Here is a 19,054-nt window from a genome sequence, read left to right as displayed (position 1 = left end):
GCCTCTGCCTAACCGCGCGCATGCGCCTCGATCGCCCCATCAAGCGCATACTTCAGCTCATCCTTGACGCCCTGAGACATGGCCAGCACTTCGCGGGCCTTCAGAAAGTCCATGACGCCGGTGCGGCCGACGGCGGGGCGGAGGAAGATGTGGGGGGGCTGGATGCGGAGTTTGAGGGTGATCGCCGTCTGCATCATCAGCTGGCCGGAGCCGAAGATGCTTTCCATGCGGTTCGGGATATGGGTGCCGTCACCTTCAGGCGCGCCTACGACATCGATGCCGATGACGATATCGGCGCGGTCCATCAGGCATTCATAGGGGACGGGATTGCTAATGCCGCCGTCGATCATCACCCGGCCATGCAGCCGCACCGGCATGAAGACGGCGGGGATGGCGGAGGAGGCTGCCAATGCCGGAAACAGCTGGCCTTCGCTCACCAGCACTTCCTGCTGGCCATAGTAATCGGTGGCAGTCACCGTCATTGGGATCGGCAGATCCTCGAAGCGATCGGGGAGATCGGCCGGGAGAAATGCTTTGAGGATGCGCTCGAGGTTGAACTGGCCGATGCGCACGCCGTTCGCCACCGCGTCGCGCACCGTCTGCGGGCGCAGGCCCCAGAGGCGGCTGACCACGGCGGTCTTGTTGCCGACGGTCATCAGCGCGTGTTCGCGGATCGCTTCGCCGGTCATGCCGGCCGCCATGCCGGCGCCCATTATGGCGCCGATCGATGAGCCCGAAATCGCCACTGGGCGGATACCGAGTTCGTCAAGCGTTTCGATGACGTGGATGTGAGCGAGGCCGCGAGCGCCGCCGCCGCCGAACGCGATAGCCACGCGCGGCGATGCGCCGGAGGCGACATCTTCGAGAGCAGGGAACGCGGAACTGGTCTTTTCGGCCTGCTGTGTCACCCTTTACCCCCGATAGCCGCTACCTATTCAGGCTGGTAGCGGTAGAAATGCACCCTGGTATCGCCGAAAATCCGGCTTTCCAGGAACAGATAGGAAGGATCGACCGAAACGGCAACGTCGGCGCGCTCCTCAAGCACGGCAATCGCGCCCGGAAACAGCCAACCACCCTTCGCGGCCGCGGCCATCGCCTTTTCGCCGAGACCCTTGCCATAGGGCGGGTCGGCGAAGAGGAACTGAAACGGCTCGAGGTTGCCGACACTGCCGAGATCGGTCGCGTCGCGCCTCAGGATGCGCGTCTTGCCGTGCAGGCCGAGCGCATCGATGTTCTCCCAGAGCAGGCCCCTGCCCTCGACGCTGTTTTCAACGAAGAGCGCATGGCGGCAGCCGCGCGAGACGGCTTCCAGCCCGACGGCGCCGGTACCGGCAAAGAGATCGAGTATCCGGGTGCCATCGACGCATTCCGGATAGGCATGGCTCAGAATATTGAACAGGCTCTCACGCGTCCGGTCGGCAGTCGGCCGGATGTCGTTGGATTTAGGCACGGCGAGCGACCGTCCGCGAAACTCACCGCCGACGATCCGCACCGCGTCCTATTCCCTTGCCCTTAGGTCCACCACGAGACGGCCCGCCCGAGGGCTTGCCACCGCCACCGGAACGATCGCCCGAAGGCTTGCCCGAAAAACTCTTCGCACCCGGCTTGGAGCCACCAGGCTTGCCGCCAAAGCTCTTGCCGCGCGGCTTATCACCGAAGGGACGATCACCCTGGGGACGTTCACCACGAGGCCGGTCGCCATATGAACGCTCGCCGGCCGGACGCTCGGAGCGAGCCTCGCCGGAGAAACGGTTGGCGCGGGGACGCTCGTCACCCTCTTCGCGCGGACGGCGCGGCTTGTCGCCGAACGGTCGGTCGCCGCGTGGCGGACGATCGCCGAAGGAACGGGGACGGTCGTCGCCATCCTCGCGCGGCCTGCGGTCGCCGCGAGGCTTGGCTGCGAACGGGCGGTCACCGGTCGGCCTGTCGCCACGGGGAGGACGATCGCCGAAAGGCCGATCGCCGCGTGGCCTGTCACTACGTGCCGGGCGGTCGCCGAAAGAGCGCGGACGGTCGCCATCCTCGCGCGGCTTGCGCTCGCCGCGAGGCTTATCGCTGAAGGGACGATCGCCTCTTGGGCGCTCGCCCTGGGGACGGTCGCCACGTGGTGGGCGGTCACCATAAGGCCGGTCGCCGCGTGCCGTGCGGTCGCCGCCGGAGCGATCACCACGATCTCCGAAGGAGCGGTCGCCACGCGGACGGTCACCGAAACCGCGATCACCACGGTCGCCGCCGCGCTTGCGGTCGTCGTCGCGGCTCACATCGCTGGAGCGGATCCATTCGCCCTCTTCGTCGCGAGCGCGGTTGATCTGCACGCGCGGACCTTCGTCGTAGCTTGTCGGCAGCGGCTTGGAACGGCCAGGCTTTTCGCCACGGCGAAGCGCCGTCTGGGCGTTCTTCTCGGCCTTGGCGGCTGCCTTTTCGCCGAGTGGACGGGCGCCGGGCGCCATCCAGACGTTGGCGTTGCGGCGGCTGCCGAGCGCCGGACGCTTCGGGCCTTCGTCCTTGCGGTCGCCACCACGGCTTGGGCCACGGTCGCGATCGCCGCCACGGCGGTCGTCGCGCTTATCATCGCGCTTGGTATCGAGGCGGCTCAGCGCGCGTTCGCGCTTGTCTTCCGGCTTCCACGAGCGTTCGCGACGCTCGGGCTTGGCGTCGGCTTCTTCTTCCTCGGTCACGGCGGGCGCGTTGTAGATCGGGGCGTCGAAATTGGCCTTGGCGTCCTCGATCAGGCGCGGGCCGAGCTGGTCGCGCAGGGTGCGGCCACGCACTTCGATCACCGCGCGCTCGGGGATATCGCCGAGCTGGAACGGGCCGTAGGAGATGCGGATCAGACGGTTGACGTCGAGACCGAGCGCGCCGAGCACGTTCTTGATTTCGCGGTTCTTGCCTTCGCGCAGACCCATGGTGAGCCAGACGTTGGAGCCCTGCACCTTGTCGAGCGTCGCCTCGATGGCGCCGTAGAGCACGCCGTCGACGGCGATGCCGTCCTTCAGCTTGTCGAGCGCTTCCTGGTCGATCTCGCCGTGGGCGCGCACGCGGTAGCGGCGCAGCCAGCCTGTCGTCGGCAGTTCCAGCGCACGCGCCAGGCCGCCGTCGTTGGTCAAGAGCAGCAGACCTTCGGTGTTGATATCGAGGCGGCCGATCGACATGACGCGCGGCAGATCGTCCGGCAGGTTGTCGAATACGGTCGGGCGGCCTTCCGGATCGGCGTTGGTGGTCACCAGGCCGGCCGGCTTGTGGTAGAGCCACAGGCGGGTGCGCTCGATGCCGCGGATCGGCATGCCGTCGACTTCGATCTTGTCGGTCAGCGTGACGTTGACGACGGGCGTATCCAGCGGCTTGCCGTTCAGCGTGACGCGGCCATCGAGGATCATGCGCTCGATATCGCGACGCGAGGCAACGCCGGCGCGCGCCATCACCTTGGAGATGCGTTCCGCCTTGCTGTCGCTCGTCAAGTCGGACACGGCATCCGCCTTGTCAGCCGATTTTGCGAACTTCCTTGCGGGCTTTTCGCCCGATTTCGCGCCGGTATCGCGCGGGGATGGCTTGCCACCCGGCCGTTTTGGCTTGTCTTTGAATGTCATTTGTTGTTTGCCTGCCTTTTGGGGCCTTCTATCAGTTCGCGCCCCTGCGGTTAAGTGGAAATTGTCGAATCGTGAAGACAAATCAATTTATGGACCTGGCGCTTGAGGAAGCACGTGCCGCGGGCGCGCGTGGCGAGGTGCCGATCGGCGCGGTCGTCGTCCTCGACGGCACCGTGATTGCTTCATCCGGCAACCGCACCCGCGAGCTAAACGACATCACCGCGCACGCCGAAGTCGCCGCCATCCGCATAGCCTGTGAGGCACTCGGCCAAGAGCGGCTGACGGGCGCCGACCTCTATGTGACGCTCGAGCCCTGCACGATGTGCGCTGCGGCCATCTCGTTTGCCCGTATCCGCCGGCTCTATTATGGGGCGGAAGATCCGAAGGGTGGTGGGGTGGACAGCGGGGTGCGGTTTTACGCGCAGCCGACATGTCATCATGCGCCGGAGGTGTATTCCGGGATGAGCGAGGTGCAGGCCGCGGAGATCCTGCGAGGGTTCTTTCAGGGGAAGCGGGATTAGGCGCGCTTGCGGCCAATCATCCACCACGTTGCGCCACTTTTCGCCGATCTTCCAATGCTATACAGTTGAAAGAAATCGGAGTTTCTGAATGGTCGGAATGACGGTACTGATGGCGAGGAGACGCGACAGGCGACACAGCGCGGCATCGGCAGCCGTTTCGCAGGTGTTGCGCGACGCATCCAGCAAGGGCATCGACATCATGCTCGTCGGATCCCTTGCGCGAGGAGATTTCCGCTCGCATTCCGATGTCGACCTGCTCGTTCGCGGCCGCATGGACCGAAAGCGCCGCGCCCTGGCAGAACAGCTCGTGGCTGACGGGATGCGGGCGTCGGAAATTCCGTATGACCTCGTCTTCGAGGCCGATCTTACCCACGATCGCCTTCAGGAGTTTCTGTCGGATTTATTGATTTCCTATCAATAACTTAAAAGAATCTTGGCCGCTTGTTCATCCCCGCGCCCGAAACCTGCCCCTACACTATCGGCGTCCCGTCATCGGATACACCGGCAGGCGTGCCGGCAAGGCGGGATCGGCGCCGGGTGTTTGGGGAAGACGCAAGCTCTCTCATCCGGGGTTCGCAGAAAATGGTCTCCCTCCGGTGACGGCGGGTTCCGTCGCAAGACGGGCCTGAGTTGAGCCCGGATGTGCCTGTGAGGCACACATGGTCTCGTCGCGAAGTTGGGCGAGAAGGCAGAGGGACCGGAGTTGCGTTCATAAACCGCTGAACGGGGTGCCGGAAGGCACCATATTTTTTACTCTATCGAGGTGATTTCCAGCGCCCCGTCCGAGTGAAGTGCAGGGCATGGTGGAGCTACGGGTCCTTCGGGCGGCGTGGGGTTTTGGTGTGTTTGTGGGGTGTGGTGTGATGATAGAGAGGTCTTGCCGTGGAATACCCCCCTCTGCCCTGCCGGGCATCTTCCCCCACAGGTGGGGAAGAGGACTTGTGGCCCGCTCACAGTGCTGGCGTCGACATCGCTACAAGTTAAGCCCTCCCCCTTGTGGGGAGGGTTGGGAGGGGTCTTTGCCCTACGCGCTCACATCGAACGTTTGTAAAAAGCTCACCGCGCCCGAGGCCTTACTGCAGCAGGTTCCACCACTGCTTGCCGGAACCCGCGACGGCGGCTTCCTTTTTCTTCTTCTTCATCTTCTTCAGCTCAGGCTCGCCGAGATCGTCGAGCTTGGCGGGATCGTCGATCTGGCGATATTCGGTCGGCGGATCGGAGATGTAGCGGCGCTGGTCGATATAGGCGCCCTTCTGGATGGCGCGGGCTTCGCGGAAGGCCTTGGCCTGGGCTTCCGTCGTGCGACGGCCGCCTTCGACCTCGTTGTTGGCGAGCGGCGACTGGTAGCCGGACTTGTCGCTGTTTTCGTCGGCTTCCTTGACGAGGCGGGCGCGGGTTTCCTCAGGCGATTCGACCCACTGCGGATTGTCCTTGCTGGCGATCGATTGCTGCGGCGCGACCAGGTTTTCCTTGTCGCCGGCCTTCGGAACCACAAGGCCCGGACGTGGATTGTACTTCACGCCCTTGTTCTTGGGTTCGGTGCCGGTCAGCGAGGTGGATTGGCCAAGGTCATCGGTCAGCTGCTCGAATGCCGTCTTGTCCGTGCCGTAGCGGGGGCCGCTCGTGCAGCTCGACATCATCGCAGTGCCTGCCATCGCAACAGTCAGGCATGCGCCCAAACGGAACCAACGCTTCGATAACATGAAAACCCTTCCAGCCATGCCGGTGCAGTCAATGCTCAACCGGACACCCTCCCCGTGACGGAAAAATCCGGCCAATTTCAGGCAGCTTTTACCGGATGAACCGCGATTGCGCAATTCATCCGGTAACTTTCTTGCGTTTATGCCGCAAGTTCGCGCAATGCCGCAGCATCGCGGGCGGAAACGTCGGGATACGCGGGATCCGAGCCGACATCCGTCGTGATACGCCACGAGCGGGCGCACTTCTCGCCTTCGGCAAGCTTCGGCTCGACGCTGACGCCAGCCACTTCGGGAAGACGGAACGCGTCGGACGGGCCTTCATTGCCCGCGATAACGATACCCGAGGTGATGCAGATCTCCTCGAAGTCCTGGCCCTCAAGCGCCTTCAGGAGCTCGGCATCGGCGATATGGACAACAGGGGCTGCTTCCAGCGAAGAGCCGATGCGCTTGTCCTTGCGCTCGATCTCGAGCGCGCCGGTGACGACCGTACGGACCGCGCGGATCTTCTTCCACTTCTCGGCCAGTGCCTCGTTCTTCCAGTTGCCTGGAATTTCGGGGAACTGCTCGAGGTGGACGGAGACGGCACCGGGGTTGCGCGACAGCCATGCTTCTTCCGTCGTAAACGGCAGCATCGGGGCAAGCCAGGTCACCATGCAATCGAAGATGTTGCGGATGACATGGAGCGAGGCGCGGCGGCGAAGGCTTGAGGGCGCGTCGCAATAGAGCGCATCCTTGCGGACGTCGAAGTAGAAGGCCGAGAGCTCGACATTGGCGAAGTCGATCAGCGCGCGGGCGATCTTCTTGAAGTCGAAGGCATCGTAGTTCTCGCGCACCAGCTGGTCGAGCTCAGCCAGACGATGGAGCATCAGCTGCTCCAGTTCCGGCATTGCAGAGACTTCGAAGGTCTCGCCCTTGTCATGCGCCAGCGTGCCGAGCATCCAGCGGATGGTGTTGCGCAGCTTTCTATAGGCGTCGACATTGGTCTGGATGATCGTCTTGCCGACGCGCAGGTCGTCGGCATAGTCGGAGGTCATGACCCAGAGGCGCAGGATATCGGCGCCGGCATCCTTCATGATTTCCTGCGGCGAGGTGACGTTGCCCTTCGACTTCGACATCTTCTCGCCCTTCTCGTCCATGGTGAAGCCATGGGTGAGAACGGCGTTGTAAGGCGCACGGCCACGGGTCGCCGCCGACTCCAGCAGCGACGAGTGGAACCAGCCGCGATGCTGGTCGGAGCCTTCGAGATAGAGATCGGCCGGCCACTTCAGGTCCGGGCGGTCTTCCAGCGTAAACGTGTGGGTCGAGCCCGAGTCAAACCAGACATCGAGGATGTCCATGACCTGCGTCCACTTGGCGTGGTCGTGACCGTTGCCGAGGAAGCGATCCTTGGCGCCATCGGCGAACCAGGCATCGGCGCCCTCGACGTCAAAGGCTTCGAGGATGCGATTGTTGACCGCTTCGTCCTGCAGGACGTTGCCGTCCTCATCGGCGAAGACGCAGATTGGAACGCCCCATGCGCGCTGACGCGAGAGAACCCAGTCAGGACGCTGCTCGATCATGGCGCGCAGGCGGTTCTGGCCGGCAGCGGGTACAAAGCGGGTGTCGTCGATGGCGTTCAGCGCACGGGTGCGCAGCGTCGTGCCGTCCTTGAGGTCCTTGTCCATGTAGACGAACCACTGCGGCGTGTTGCGGAAGATGATCGGCTTCTTGGAGCGCCAGGAATGCGGATAGGAATGCTTCAGGCGGCCACGGGCAAACAGCGCATTGCGCTCGATCAGCGTCTTGATGACGCGCTCGTTGGCATCGCCCTTCTTGCCGTTGTCGTCCATGACGCGTGCGCCCTCGAAGCCGGGGGCATCAGCGGTATAGGTGCCGCTGTCGTCGACCGGGAACGGGATGCGGGTGTCGATACCTCTGGCTTCCAGCTCCTTGGCGGAAGACATCCAGGCCTCGAAGTCTTCGCGGCCATGCGACGGGGCAGTGTGGACGAAACCGGTACCGGCGTCATCGGTGACGTGGTCGCCGGCAAGCAGCGGCACGTCGAATTCATAGCCGCCGCCGAGGCCCTTGAGCGGGTGGGCGGTCGTGATCGATGCCATCTCGTCGGCAGCGAGGCCGCGCAGGCGCTTGAAGGTGAGCTTGGCCTTCTTGGCGGATTCCTCGGCCAGCGCGTCGGCGAAGATCAGCTTCTCGCCAGACTGCGGGCCGAAGTCGTTTTCAGCAGCCGTGATCTCATAGAGACCGTAGGCGACCTTCGGCGAGTAGGCGATGGCGCGGTTGCCGGGGATCGTCCATGGCGTTGTCGTCCAGATGACGACATGGGCATCGGCCAGCTCGCCGGCGCCACCCACGACCGGGAACTTCACCCAGATCATATCACTCTCGACGTCGTGGTACTCGACCTCGGCTTCTGCCAGCGCCGTGCGCTCGACCACCGACCACATGATCGGCTTCGAGCCGCGATAGAGCTGGCCGCTCATGGCGATCTTCAAGAGCTCTCCGGCGATGCGGCTTTCGGCGTGGAAGTTCATCGTCAGATACGGGTTGTCGAAATCGCCCTCGATGCCCAAGCGCTTGAACTCGTCGCCCTGGATCTTGATCCACTTTTCAGCGTAAGCGCGGCATTCCTTGCGGAACTCGATCATCGCGTCGGCCTGCTTGAGGTCGGGCTTCGCCTTGCCCTTGGCGCGGTAGTTCTCTTCCTCGATCTTCCATTCGATCGGAAGGCCGTGGCAATCCCAGCCGGGAACATAGTTGGCATCGAAGCCGCGCATCTGGAACGAGCGGTTGATGACGTCCTTCAGGATCTTGTTCAGCGCGTGGCCGATATGGATGTTGCCGTTGGCATAGGGAGGGCCGTCGTGGAGGACGAACTTCTCGCGGCCGGCGGCGGAGGCGCGCAGCTTCTTGTAGAGACCCATCTGCTGCCAGCGGGCAACGGTCTCCGGCTCCTTCTGCGGCAGGCCGGCGCGCATCGGGAAATCGGTTTCGGGGAGATAGAGGGTCTTGGAGTAATCGATCTTTTCGGCTGTATCGGTCATGTCTGGCAATCGTCTCTTCTAGCGATCGTGCTTTACGCCTCGCAAACGGGCGCAACGGACTTGGAAATATCGTGGCGGCGGAAGCGCTCTGAGGTCGAGCGCCGAAAACCCGGACCTTCCGGCCGCTTAGCGCGCGCGGAAGGCCGGGCCGATAATTCGTATCGTGATCGCCAGCCGGAACTTGTTCATCGCGCCGGTTCATAGGCGCTTTTGGTGGGAAAAGGAAGAGGAGATCGACTGTCGAAAGGCCGCATTTGCAGTCTGGCCATTTGCGCTTATATTTATGGGCAATTGGCACAGGAGGCTTCGATGGTGAGCAGCGCAGCACAAGCTCGAGACGACACCACGCTGGCGCTTGTGGAAACGGCGAGTGGAAGCAAACAGCCACGATTTGATAGCAGCTCGATCGAGACGCTTAAGAACTACGGCTTTTCGATGGATGAAATTTACCGGCTTGTTGCGCCGCGCCGGACGCTCGCGCGACGGCTAGAACTGGGCGAGCCGCTAACTCTTGCCGAAAATGACAGCGCGCAGAGACTTCTACGCGTCAGTCAACATGCCGATCGTGTTTTCGGGGAGCGTGAGAAGGCCCAGCGCTGGCTTCGCAAACCCAGCCGAGCCCTAAACGGGGTCGTGCCTTTTGACCTGCTACAATCAGAAACGGGAGCACGGCTCGTCGAAGAGGAGCTAATCAGGATCGATCACGGGATCTATATCTGACCGTGTATCTCTGGCGAATATCGAAGCACGTTGACTTGAGCGGACGGGGCGGCCTGCTTGCATCGGGCCGCTGGAATTTCGCAGGCCTACCTGTCGTCTATTGCTGCGACCACCCCTCAACAACGCTCCTGGAAGTCATCGTTCATACGGACCCTGAAGACATTCCATCCGAATACACGCTCCTGAAGATCAATTGCCCCGACAATCTCCCGACAAAGAGACTGGACGATCGTGACGTCGATCTTTCCGATCTGGACGCCACGCAAGAATTCGGATCGGCTTTGCTGTTAGAGAAAGAGACATGCCTTATCGACGTGCAGTGCGTGATCATGCCGGAGGCGCGCAATGTGCTGATCAATCCCCTGCATGCGCGAGCCGGTGAGATCATCATCGAAGACGTCAAAACATATCCTTTCGACAGTCGGCTGCTTCGCGCTTGACATCAGGGTGAGAGGGCCGCGGCTCACCCGCAGCCCTCCCCTCTCACCCCCTCAAGCCCGCGCCACCGCCTTGCCCGGCACCACCGCATTCACCACCACCGCGACGATGATATTCACCGCCAGCGCCAGCAACCCGATGTAGATCGTAAACGACGTCTCGCCCATCGTCACCGGCTGCAGCGGTTTCAACCCGTTGATCCAGACCAGCAGCGTGCCGCCGAAGAAGCCGACGAACCAGCCGGCGAGAAGGCCGGGGGCGCGGAACCAGTTGGTGTAGAGACCGAAGACCAGGGCCGGGAGCGTCTGCAGGATCCAGATGCCGCCGAGGAGCTGCAGGTCGAGGGCGAACTGGGTTGGGAGGAAGATAATGACAAGCAGGGCGCCGACCTTGACGACCAGCGAAGTCATCTTCGCGACCTTTGCTTCGCCCGCATCCGTCACCTGGGGGTTTACATAGGCTTTCCAGAAGTTGCGGGTGAAGAGGTTGGCGGCGCCGATACTCATCACCGCCGCCGGCACCAGCGCGCCGATGGCGATCGCGGCGAAGGCGAAGCCGGCGAACCAGCTGGGGAAGAGCGTCTGGAACAGCGCCGGCACCACGTCGTTGGCGCTATCGAGCTTGAGGCCGGCGGCGTGGCCCATGTAGCCGAGCAACGCCAAGAGGCCGAGCAGCAGCGTATAGGCCGGCAGCAGCACGGCGTTCTTGCGGATGGTGTTGCCGCTGTTGGAGGCGAAGATGCCGGTCAGCGTGTGCGGATACATGAAGGCCGCGAGTGCCGAGCCGAGCGCCAGCGTCGCATAGGCGACATACTGGTTGGAGCCGAGCAGCAGGCTGCCGGAGCCCTTGGCCTGGAAGGCCGCGTCGGCGGAAGCGAAGACATTGGCGTAGCCGCCGAGCTTCGACGGGATCAGCGCCACGGCGGCGATCACCACGATATAGATCATGATGTCCTTGACGAAGGCGATGAGCGCCGGCGCCCTCAGGCCCGCCGAATAGGTGTAGAGTGCCAGCACGATGAAGGCGATGGCGAGCGGCACTTCGCCATGCAGGCCAAGCGCCTTCAGCGCCGCCGTCATGCCGACGAGCTGCAGGGCGATATAGGGCATGGTGGCGATGACGCCGGTGGCGGCCACCGCAAGCTCCAGGCCGCGCGAGCCATACTGGCCGTGGACGACGTCGCCAGCCGTCACATAGCCGAAGTCGCGCGCCCGCTTCCAGAGCACCGGCATGACCATGAAGACGAAGGGGTAGACGACGATCGTATAGGGCAGCGCGAAGAAGCCGTAGGCGCCTACGGTATAGACCAGCGCCGGAACGGCGATGACGGTGTAGGCGGTATAGAAATCGCCACCAACAAGGAACCAGGTGATCCAGGTGCCGAAGGAGCGGCCGCCGAGGCCCCACTCGTCGATATGCGCCATGGTTTCGGGCCGGCGCCAGCGCGAGGCGACGAAGCCCATGACAGTGACAAGGACGAAGAAGAAAATAAAGACGCTGAGCGCCGTGACGTTGAGATCAGTCGTCATTGCGCATGCTCCGGTAGGCGATCCAGGTCAGGAAGGCGGTGATCGGCACCCAGAGGAGCTGATACCAGTAGAAGAAAGGGAAGCCGAAAAGAACCGGATCGTGGAAATTGTAGAAGGGGACCCAGAGCAGCCCGATATAGGGAATGATGAGCAGCCAGCAGGCCGCCGTTCCAAATCTTTTGTCCATGGGGAGAGTGCCTTTCGCGGATCGGGCGCGGCTTATCCGCGTCTTATCAGATAGATGAGATATGCCAGCCAGCTCGCTCGGCAAGCATCCTTGCCGCGAAAAAGACACAGTTTCGCAATGTCGGCGCCCGACGCCGCCATGCCATGGATACTGAGTTCAGTGGGGAAGCGTTACGCCAGGCCGCAGAGCTTGCGGTCGAGCTCGCTGATCGGCTGCATGCCCGACAGGACCGCCCTCGCCTCTTCCTTGTCGCGGTTCATCTGCTCGACCAGCGGTTCGAGGCCATCGAACTTCAGCTCCGGGCGCAGGTAGGAGAAGAAGGAGACGGAACAGATCTGGCCGTAGAGATCGCCAGAGAAATCGAAGACGAAGGTCTCGAGCAGCGGCGCGCCGTTGTCGGTGACCGTCGGGCGGCGGCCGTAGCTGGCGACCGCGTCATGCATCGTGCCATCCTCGAAGCGGAAGCGGACGGCGTAGATGCCGGGCTTCAACTCGACCTCGGCCGGCAGGCGCATGTTGGCTGTCGGGAAGCCCAGCTGGCGGCCGAGCTTTTCGCCGCCGATCACCTCGGATTCGACCGTGTAGTGATAGCCGAGCAGGCCGGCGACCTCGCTGACCTCGCCTTCCTTCAACAGCGTGCGGATGCGGCTGGAAGAGACCACGTCGGCGTTCTCGTCGCGGAAGGTGTCGATCAGGGTGACGCCGAAGCCGTATTTATTGCCGGCGTCCATGAGGAAGGCCGGGCCACCCTCGCGGCCGCGGCCGAAATGGAAATCGACGCCTGTCACGACCTCGGATGCAGCCAGCCAATCCTTGAGGATCGAGTGGATGAAATCGTCGGCTGAGCGCTGCGAGAAGGCGCGGTCGAACGGGTATTCGATGACGGCGCCGAAGCCCATGGCCTCAAGGATGCGGGCACGCAGCGGCGCGGGCGTGAGGCGGAAGACCGGTGTCTGCGGGTTGAAGACCGTGCGCGGGTGCGGCTCGAAGGTGAGAACGAGGGCCGGAACGCCGCGCGCCTCGGCGATCTCGAGCGCGCGCTCCAGTACAGATTGATGGCCGCGATGGACACCGTCGAAATTGCCGATGGCGACCACACCACCATGCAGGTGATCGGGCAAGGGCTCTCGGGTTTCATTGCGATGGAAGACGGTCATCGGGCAGACTTTACTGATGCTTCGGGCTTACACAAGGTGGTCAGAGGGCGGCTCAGGCCAGTCGCGGCATCCACCACTTCGGCGTTGCCTTCTCGCGTTCGAGATAGGCGGTGAGGATCGCCTCGTCGGTCTCGCCGTTCAGCGTGTATTCGGCCGCGTGGATGCCGCCGCTGATATAGAGAAGATCGAGACCGTAATCGAGAGCGCCGCGCACATCCGTCGGCATGCCGTCGCCGATCGCCAAGATACGGTCCATCTTGAGATCGCCGCGCATTTCGCGGGCGACCGAGAGCACGGCGTCATAGATCGGCTTGTGCGGCTTGCCGGCAATGCGGGTCTTGCCGCCGAGCTGATCGTAATAGGCAGCCATGGCGCCGGCGCAGGGGATCATCTTGTGGCCGCGCTCGACGATCAGGTCGGGGTTGGCACAGATCAGCGGCACGTCGCGGGCCTGGAAGGCCTTGAGCATGTCGGTGTAATCCTCGGGCGTCTCGGTCTCATCGTCGAAGAAGCCGGTGCAGACGACGCAATCGGCCTCCTCTGCGGAAACGCGGGTAATGCCGATGCCTTCGATGATGGCGATGTCGCGATCCGGGCCGAGCAGGAAGACCTTCTTCGGGCCTTCGGCGATCAGGCCACGGGTGACATCGCCCGAGGTAACGATGCGATCATACGCTTCATCCTGGATGCCGATGTTGCGGAGTTGATCGACGACGAGCGGCGCGATGCGCGGCGAATTGGTGATAAGGACGACGGTGAGGCCGGCTTCGCGCGCGGCCTGCAGGGCTGCGGCCGCCTTTGGGAAAGGCGAAACGCCGTTATGCAACACGCCCCACACGTCGCAGAACACCGCATCATAGTGGCTGGTGATCTCTGCGAAATTCTCGATGCGCTGCGCCATTTCAAAGTCCCGGTTTTCATTCGATGAGGGCTGACATCGCAAAGCCCCGCCGCGATGGCAAGAAATTTTGCAATGCAGAACGATGAAATTCTTGCGACCTGCTGCGCTCCGACGGCCTTCAGAGCAGCAGTTCGGCGCCCTTGATGGCAAGACCAGCCACGGCGCAAAGCCCCAGGACCTTCACCATCCCCATCTTCACGTAGAACAGCAGGACAGACGCGATCACGAAGATCGCCAGCGCAGCAACATCGATAGTCGCCCATTGTGGCCAGGCGAGGCTGACGATGGGAAGGCCAGCACCACGCGACAGAAGTGCGATCCGGCCGACCTCGGCGAAGAGCACGTGCAGGCCGAACCAAAGCGACAGATTGAGGATAACGCCGACGACGGCCGCTGTGATGGCCGACAGAGCGGCGGACAGAGCGGCATTGTTGCGCAGCTTCTCGACGAAGGGCGCGCCAGCGAAGATCCAGACGAAGCTCGGGACGAAGGTCGCCCAGGCAACCAGCGTGCCGCCGAGCGCGCCACCCATCAGCGGTGCCATGAAGAGCGGATTGCGGTAGCCGGCGAGGAAGCCGACGAAACAGAGGACGAGGACCAGCGGGCCGGGCGTGGTCTCGGCCAGCGCCAGGCCATCCAGCATCTCGCCCGGCTGCAGCCAGGCATAATGACCGACAGCGACCTGCGCGACATAGGTGAGCACTGCATAGGCACCGCCGAAGGTGATGACCGCCATCTTGGAGAAGAAGATGAAGAGCGCGCCGAAGACATTGGTCTCGCCGCTCAGCGCCTCGGCGATGAGATCGGATGGCGCGTGCAGATTGCGGACGAGGAGCAACGGCGCCTGCCAGATGAGGATCCAGAAGACGAGAATGAGTAGCGGCCGGGCGATAGCGTGGGTCGTAAACGTGGGCAGGCGGCGGGGCGATTGCGGCTTGGCTTGCATCTCTTCGGCCTGCGCGTGGCGGCGGGAATAGCGGTGCAGCGCGAAACCCGTGAGGCCGGCGAGGATGACGACGATGGGGAACGGCGCGTTCAGCATGAACAGCGCCAGGAAAGAGGCGCCGGCGATGTAATAATGCGCGCGGGTCTTTAAGGCACGGCGGGCAAGGCGCAGCAGCGCCTCGACGACGACGGCAAGCACGGCCGCCTTGAGGCCGAAGAACAGGGCGGGAAGCCAGGCTGTCTCCTGGAAGACGGCGTAGAGGGCGGAGAGACCCAGCATGACCACGAAGCCGGGGAGAATGAAGAGCAGGCCGGCGAGGATGCCGCCGCGCACGCCATGCATCAGCCAGCCGATATAAGTGGCGAGCTGTTGCGCCTCGGGGCCCGGCAGAAGCATGCAGTAGTTCAGCGCATGCAGGAAGCGATCCTCGGAGATCCAGCGCTTTTCGTCGACGATGGTCCGGTGCATCAGGGCGATCTGCCCGGCGGGGCCGCCGAAGCTCAGACAGCCGATCCTGGCCCAGACGCGGACGGCCTCGCCAAACGGCACCGATGCCACGCTGTCATCCGCCATCACCGCACCGTCCACCCTCATATATATCCACCCCTGTTGCCGACCTCCGCCGGCTGTCCCCTGTCGCTCGATATCATCCGCATCGGGGCTGGACAATCCCGGCCCGGCGGCGTGGCCGAGACGGCACCTCCTGTTGGCATTTCGCAAATTCCGGACACGGGTTTATGACAATGCCGGGCCATGATTTCCGCGCTTGGGAGACAAGCGCTGTCCCTGCCCTTTCCGGCATTAACCATCGAAGCGTTTTCATGCCCCCTACAGATAGCCGGCAGGTTCACAACTTTGCCATCAAACGGCTATAGACACGGGGCGTCGGAAAATTACGACAGCTTCCCTTGACTCCCCAGATGGCCGCTCCTAAATGCAGGTCGCTAGCACTCACCAGAGGAGAGTGCTAACACCCATCCGTGTGGGCCATACCGGCCTGCGAGTGTCATTTGATCGAGGGATTAGACAATGGCAAGCACCAACTTCCGCCCCCTTCACGATCGCGTCGTTGTTCGCCGCGTTGAGTCCGAAGAAAAGACCAAGGGCGGCATCATCATTCCTGACACCGCCAAGGAAAAGCCGCAGGAAGGCGAAATCGTCGCCGTCGGCACCGGCGCTCGTGACGAGTCCGGCAAGGTCGTCGCTCTCGACGTCAAGGCTGGCGACCGCGTTCTGTTCGGCAAGTGGTCCGGCACCGAAGTCAAGATCAACGGCGAAGACCTTCTGATCATGAAGGAAGCCGACATCATGGGCATCATCGGCTAATCAGCCGGTTTCCCACTTCATCCTAATTCGCTGACACCCCTTTTCAGGAGTTCTCAAAATGGCAGCTAAAGAAGTAAAGTTCGGCCGCTCTGCGCGCGAAAAGATGCTGCGCGGCGTCGACATCCTCGCTGACGCAGTGCAGGTAACCCTCGGCCCGAAGGGTCGTAACGTCGTTATCGACAAGTCCTTCGGCGCTCCGCGCATCACCAAGGACGGTGTATCGGTCGCCAAGGAAATCGAACTCGAAGACAAGTTCGAAAACATGGGCGCCCAGATGGTCCGCGAAGTTGCTTCGAAGACCAACGACATCGCTGGCGACGGCACCACGACGGCTACCGTTCTGGCCCGCGCGATCGTTCGCGAAGGCGCCAAGGCAGTTGCTGCCGGCATGAACCCGATGGACCTGAAGCGCGGTATCGACCTCGCTGTTGCAGAAGTCGTCAAGGACCTGCAGGCCAAGGCAAAGAAGATCTCCACCTCGGCTGAAGTTGCCCAGGTCGGCACGATCTCCGCAAACGGCGACAAGCAGGTCGGTGACGACATTGCTGAAGCCATGCAGAAGGTTGGCAACGAAGGTGTCATCACCGTCGAAGAAGCCAAGACCGCTGAAACCGAACTCGAAGTCGTCGAAGGCATGCAGTTCGACCGCGGCTACCTCAGCCCTTACTTCGTCACCAACCCGGAAAAGATGGTCGCCGACCTCGACGACGCTTACATTCTCCTCCACGAGAAGAAGCTCTCGAACCTGCAGGCGATGCTCCCGGTTCTCGAAGCCGTCGTTCAGACCGGCAAGCCGCTCCTCATCATCGCTGAAGACGTCGAAGGCGAAGCTCTTGCGACCCTCGTCGTCAACAAGCTGCGCGGTGGCCTGAAGATCGCTGCCGTCAAGGCTCCTGGCTTCGGCGACCGCCGCAAGGCCATGCTGGAAGACATCGCCATCCTCACGGGCGGCACTGTCATCTCCGAAGACCTGGGCATCAAGCTGGAATCCGTAACGCTCGACATGCTCGGCCGTTCGAAGAAGGTTTCGATCTCCAAGGAAAACACGACGATCGTCGACGGCGCTGGCGCCAAGTCCGACATCGAAGGCCGCGTTGCTCAGATCAAGGCTCAGATCGAAGAAACCTCTTCCGATTATGACCGCGAAAAGCTGCAGGAACGTCTTGCCAAGCTCGCTGGCGGCGTTGCCGTCATCCGCGTTGGCGGCTCCACGGAAATCGAAGTCAAGGAACGCAAGGACCGCATCGACGACGCTCTGAACGCAACGCGCGCTGCTGTTCAGGAAGGTATCGTACCTGGCGGTGGCGTTGCTCTCCTCCGTTCGGCTTCCAAGATCACCGCAAAGGGTGCAAACGACGACCAGGAAGCTGGCGTCAACATCATCCGTCGCGCTCTGCAGTCGCTGGTTCGCCAGATCTCCGAGAACGCCGGTGACGAAGCATCGATCGTTGTTGGCAAGATCCTCGAGAAGAACGAAGACAACTACGGCTACAACGCCCAGACGTCTGAATATGGCGACATGATCGCCATGGGCATCGTCGACCCGGTCAAGGTTGTTCGTACGGCTCTGCAGAACGCAGCTTCGGTTGCTTCGCTGCTGATCACGACGGAAGCCATGATCGCCGAGCTGCCGAAGAAGGACGCTCCTGCCGGCATGCCTGGCGGCATGGGCGGCATGGGCGGCATGGACATGATGTGATCAGACCATAAGGTCTGATTACAGAACTGTACGTGAAAGCCGCCCATACACTTTAAGTGCTTCAGCGCGTCAAGCGCGCTGAAGTGGCGGCATGGACATGATGTAAGACCTTCGGGTCTTATGTCTGAGCCATCAGGTTCAGGTTACGGAAGGGCGGCCCTCGGGTCGCCCTTTTCGTTTTGTGATTCGCACTCACATTCGCGTGCGGAATTTTTCAACCGTGTGATGAAACGTATAATCACGACAGCTGGCGGCCTCGTCGTTTGGCGAGGCTTTCGTGAAGCTTGCTCGACGGGCGATTTTTACCGAGGGGTCAAATTCTCGCAACAATCGAGTTTTCGTGCCAATGGTTGCCGTCAGAGACGGGAAACGCCCGCAACTCTATCAATTTCGGATTATTTAGCAGTGGTTTCATCAACCTTTCCGCTATTTTTGACCATTAATGCCTGGGTGCGCGGGTATGCCTGCGTGTTAAAAACCGTTGCCGTTTCTGCAAAAAAACTTATAGATTCGCGCTGTGTTCGGCGCTTCGTTCAGGCGTCCTTGCCGTTGCATCGCCAACACCGCTCAGAATTGCATTGACGCATGGACCGAGTTTCTTATCCTGAAATTAAATTAGAAGTTGCATATTTTGGAAAGGCTGGGCAGAGTGGGCTCACTTCTTGGGGCGACCGCTCGGAACGCTATTTTCCGGCCACCGAGCATGAAGCGCGGCGTCGACTGAAACTGTAATGTTTGCCGGGTGTGCAGCACGGGAGAACGCTGCGCCCAAACTGGGGAACAATGTGTTTAAAATAACAAAAACCAACGCATCCGCACCGCTGATGCGCGGATCGCTGGAACTCAACGACAACAATCCCGAAATGCTCGCTCAGCTCTCGATATCGGAAAGCTGGGTCGGCGACTTTTCCAGCGGCGTGATCCGCCTTCAAGAACGCAGCGCCCGGCTTCATGGCCTGAGCGTACCAGAATGCGGCTTGCTCAGCCTGATGCGCTGCTACGATCCGAGGGATCGCGGCCGCATCGTCCAGATTTTCGAACAGGCAGCGGCCCTGTCCTCATCCTTCTGTTTTTCGACCACGATCATCCTGCCGAACGGCTACCGCCAGCCGCTTTTCTGCATGGGTGAATCGAACGGCTACGAAGAGGAAGGCAATGGCAGCATGATCGGCATGTTCATCTTCCCGCGCATCGAAGCCGACACCGGCAAGGCCGCCATTCGCCGCCAGTAAAACTTACTGTTGTCACGGAAAAGCCGGCCCAGTGGGCCGGCTTTTGATGTTATGGGCACTGCGTTTGCGC

At 62.1% G+C, this 19,054-nt stretch carries 17 protein-coding genes; 7 read left to right on the top strand and 10 right to left on the bottom strand.

The window, feature by feature from the left end; all coding sequences use genetic code 11:
• Positions 1-8: 8 nt before the first annotated feature.
• Genes QTL96_RS19220 through QTL96_RS19210 form a run of 3 tightly spaced genes read right to left on the bottom strand, consistent with a single transcriptional unit; the run spans position 9 to position 3,587 of the window.
• Positions 9-908 carry a patatin-like phospholipase family protein gene (locus QTL96_RS19220; RefSeq protein ID WP_289728771.1) on the bottom strand — a complete coding sequence of 300 codons (900 nt, stop codon included), beginning with the start codon at positions 906-908 and terminating at the stop codon, positions 9-11.
• Positions 909-931: 23 nt separating this feature from the next.
• The gene (gene rsmD / locus QTL96_RS19215) at positions 932-1,492 is read right to left on the bottom strand and encodes a 16S rRNA (guanine(966)-N(2))-methyltransferase RsmD (RefSeq protein WP_018898585.1); all 561 of its coding nucleotides are present in this window, start codon (positions 1,490-1,492) and stop codon (positions 932-934) included.
• Positions 1,473-3,587 carry a pseudouridine synthase gene (locus QTL96_RS19210; protein WP_289728770.1) on the bottom strand — a complete coding sequence of 705 codons (2,115 nt, stop codon included), beginning with the start codon at positions 3,585-3,587 and terminating at the stop codon, positions 1,473-1,475. Before QTL96_RS19210 ends, rsmD begins: the two co-directional genes overlap by 20 nt.
• Positions 3,588-3,676: 89 nt before the next feature.
• On the opposite strand from QTL96_RS19210, the gene QTL96_RS19205 reads away from it, so the two are divergent.
• Entirely contained in the window at positions 3,677-4,108 is a 432-nt protein-coding gene (locus QTL96_RS19205) for a nucleoside deaminase (RefSeq protein WP_289729148.1), read from the top strand.
• A gap of 88 nt (positions 4,109-4,196) precedes the next feature.
• Positions 4,197-4,529, top strand: coding sequence for a nucleotidyltransferase domain-containing protein (locus tag QTL96_RS19200; RefSeq protein ID WP_289728769.1), 333 nt, complete (start codon positions 4,197-4,199; stop codon positions 4,527-4,529).
• Positions 4,530-5,181: 652 nt separating this feature from the next.
• Here the strand turns inward: QTL96_RS19200 and QTL96_RS19195 are convergent.
• Together QTL96_RS19195 and ileS are read right to left on the bottom strand one after the other, a co-directional pair.
• Positions 5,182-5,811, bottom strand: a complete 630-nt coding sequence (locus QTL96_RS19195) for a hypothetical protein (RefSeq protein ID WP_289728768.1) — start codon at positions 5,809-5,811, stop codon at positions 5,182-5,184.
• Positions 5,812-5,948: 137 nt separating this feature from the next.
• Positions 5,949-8,849 (bottom strand): isoleucine--tRNA ligase, encoded by a 2,901-nt coding sequence (ileS, locus tag QTL96_RS19190; protein WP_289728767.1) that lies wholly within the window; start codon positions 8,847-8,849, stop codon positions 5,949-5,951.
• 309 nt (positions 8,850-9,158) lie between these two features.
• Between ileS and QTL96_RS19185 the strand changes: the two genes are divergently transcribed.
• Together QTL96_RS19185 and QTL96_RS19180 are read left to right on the top strand one after the other, a co-directional pair.
• Positions 9,159-9,569 (top strand): MbcA/ParS/Xre antitoxin family protein, encoded by a 411-nt coding sequence (locus QTL96_RS19185; protein ID WP_289728766.1) that lies wholly within the window; start codon positions 9,159-9,161, stop codon positions 9,567-9,569.
• 2 nt (positions 9,570-9,571) lie between these two features.
• The gene (locus QTL96_RS19180) at positions 9,572-10,009 is read left to right on the top strand and encodes an RES family NAD+ phosphorylase (protein ID WP_289728765.1); all 438 of its coding nucleotides are present in this window, start codon (positions 9,572-9,574) and stop codon (positions 10,007-10,009) included.
• A gap of 51 nt (positions 10,010-10,060) precedes the next feature.
• Here the strand turns inward: QTL96_RS19180 and mctP are convergent, their stop codons facing one another.
• The 5 genes from mctP to chrA form a co-directional block, all read right to left on the bottom strand.
• Complete coding sequence (gene mctP / locus QTL96_RS19175; protein WP_047508157.1) at positions 10,061-11,536, bottom strand: monocarboxylate uptake permease MctP; 1,476 nt, start codon at positions 11,534-11,536, stop codon at positions 10,061-10,063.
• Positions 11,526-11,723 carry a DUF3311 domain-containing protein gene (locus QTL96_RS19170; protein WP_018898575.1) on the bottom strand — a complete coding sequence of 66 codons (198 nt, stop codon included), beginning with the start codon at positions 11,721-11,723 and terminating at the stop codon, positions 11,526-11,528. Before QTL96_RS19170 ends, mctP begins: the two co-directional genes overlap by 11 nt.
• A 170-nt stretch (positions 11,724-11,893) precedes the next feature.
• Positions 11,894-12,880 carry a bifunctional riboflavin kinase/FAD synthetase gene (locus tag QTL96_RS19165; RefSeq protein ID WP_289728764.1) on the bottom strand — a complete coding sequence of 329 codons (987 nt, stop codon included), beginning with the start codon at positions 12,878-12,880 and terminating at the stop codon, positions 11,894-11,896.
• Positions 12,881-12,932: 52 nt separating this feature from the next.
• Entirely contained in the window at positions 12,933-13,781 is an 849-nt protein-coding gene (locus QTL96_RS19160; protein ID WP_289728763.1) for a TIGR01459 family HAD-type hydrolase, read from the bottom strand.
• Between the two features lie 118 nt (positions 13,782-13,899).
• Positions 13,900-15,321: a chromate efflux transporter gene (gene chrA, locus QTL96_RS19155; protein ID WP_289728762.1), complete on the bottom strand. Its 1,422-nt coding sequence runs from the start codon at positions 15,319-15,321 to the stop codon at positions 13,900-13,902.
• A 435-nt stretch (positions 15,322-15,756) separates the two neighbouring features.
• On the opposite strand from chrA, the gene groES reads away from it, so the two are divergent.
• From groES to QTL96_RS19140, 3 genes are all read left to right on the top strand, one after another.
• Positions 15,757-16,053, top strand: coding sequence for a co-chaperone GroES (gene groES, locus QTL96_RS19150; protein WP_018898571.1), 297 nt, complete (start codon positions 15,757-15,759; stop codon positions 16,051-16,053).
• A gap of 58 nt (positions 16,054-16,111) precedes the next feature.
• The gene (groL, locus tag QTL96_RS19145; RefSeq protein ID WP_018898570.1) at positions 16,112-17,752 is read left to right on the top strand and encodes a chaperonin GroEL; all 1,641 of its coding nucleotides are present in this window, start codon (positions 16,112-16,114) and stop codon (positions 17,750-17,752) included.
• Between the two features lie 785 nt (positions 17,753-18,537).
• Positions 18,538-18,984 (top strand): hypothetical protein, encoded by a 447-nt coding sequence (locus tag QTL96_RS19140; RefSeq protein ID WP_289728761.1) that lies wholly within the window; start codon positions 18,538-18,540, stop codon positions 18,982-18,984.
• Positions 18,985-19,054: the final 70 nt, after the last annotated feature.

Origin of the sequence: Rhizobium sp. S163 (assembly GCF_030380805.1) — a bacterium.
Lineage (GTDB): Bacteria > Pseudomonadota > Alphaproteobacteria > Rhizobiales > Rhizobiaceae > Rhizobium.
This window is presented reverse-complemented; position numbering and strand designations above follow the sequence as displayed.

Coding starts and splice junctions, on each gene's coding strand:
- QTL96_RS19195 (WP_289728768.1), bottom strand. CDS start 5,811: ATGTTATCGAAGCGTTGGTTCCGTTTGGGCGCATGCCTGACTGTTGCG.
- groES (WP_018898571.1), top strand. CDS start 15,757: ATGGCAAGCACCAACTTCCGCCCCCTTCACGATCGCGTCGTTGTTCGC.
- ileS (WP_289728767.1), bottom strand. CDS start 8,849: ATGACCGATACAGCCGAAAAGATCGATTACTCCAAGACCCTCTATCTC.
- QTL96_RS19185 (WP_289728766.1), top strand. CDS start 9,159: ATGGTGAGCAGCGCAGCACAAGCTCGAGACGACACCACGCTGGCGCTT.
- QTL96_RS19160 (WP_289728763.1), bottom strand. CDS start 13,781: ATGGCGCAGCGCATCGAGAATTTCGCAGAGATCACCAGCCACTATGAT.
- QTL96_RS19165 (WP_289728764.1), bottom strand. CDS start 12,880: ATGACCGTCTTCCATCGCAATGAAACCCGAGAGCCCTTGCCCGATCAC.
- QTL96_RS19210 (WP_289728770.1), bottom strand. CDS start 3,587: ATGACATTCAAAGACAAGCCAAAACGGCCGGGTGGCAAGCCATCCCCG.
- mctP (WP_047508157.1), bottom strand. CDS start 11,536: ATGACGACTGATCTCAACGTCACGGCGCTCAGCGTCTTTATTTTCTTC.
- QTL96_RS19170 (WP_018898575.1), bottom strand. CDS start 11,723: ATGGACAAAAGATTTGGAACGGCGGCCTGCTGGCTGCTCATCATTCCC.
- chrA (WP_289728762.1), bottom strand. CDS start 15,321: ATGAGGGTGGACGGTGCGGTGATGGCGGATGACAGCGTGGCATCGGTG.
- QTL96_RS19200 (WP_289728769.1), top strand. CDS start 4,197: ATGGTCGGAATGACGGTACTGATGGCGAGGAGACGCGACAGGCGACAC.
- QTL96_RS19205 (WP_289729148.1), top strand. CDS start 3,677: ATGGACCTGGCGCTTGAGGAAGCACGTGCCGCGGGCGCGCGTGGCGAG.
- groL (WP_018898570.1), top strand. CDS start 16,112: ATGGCAGCTAAAGAAGTAAAGTTCGGCCGCTCTGCGCGCGAAAAGATG.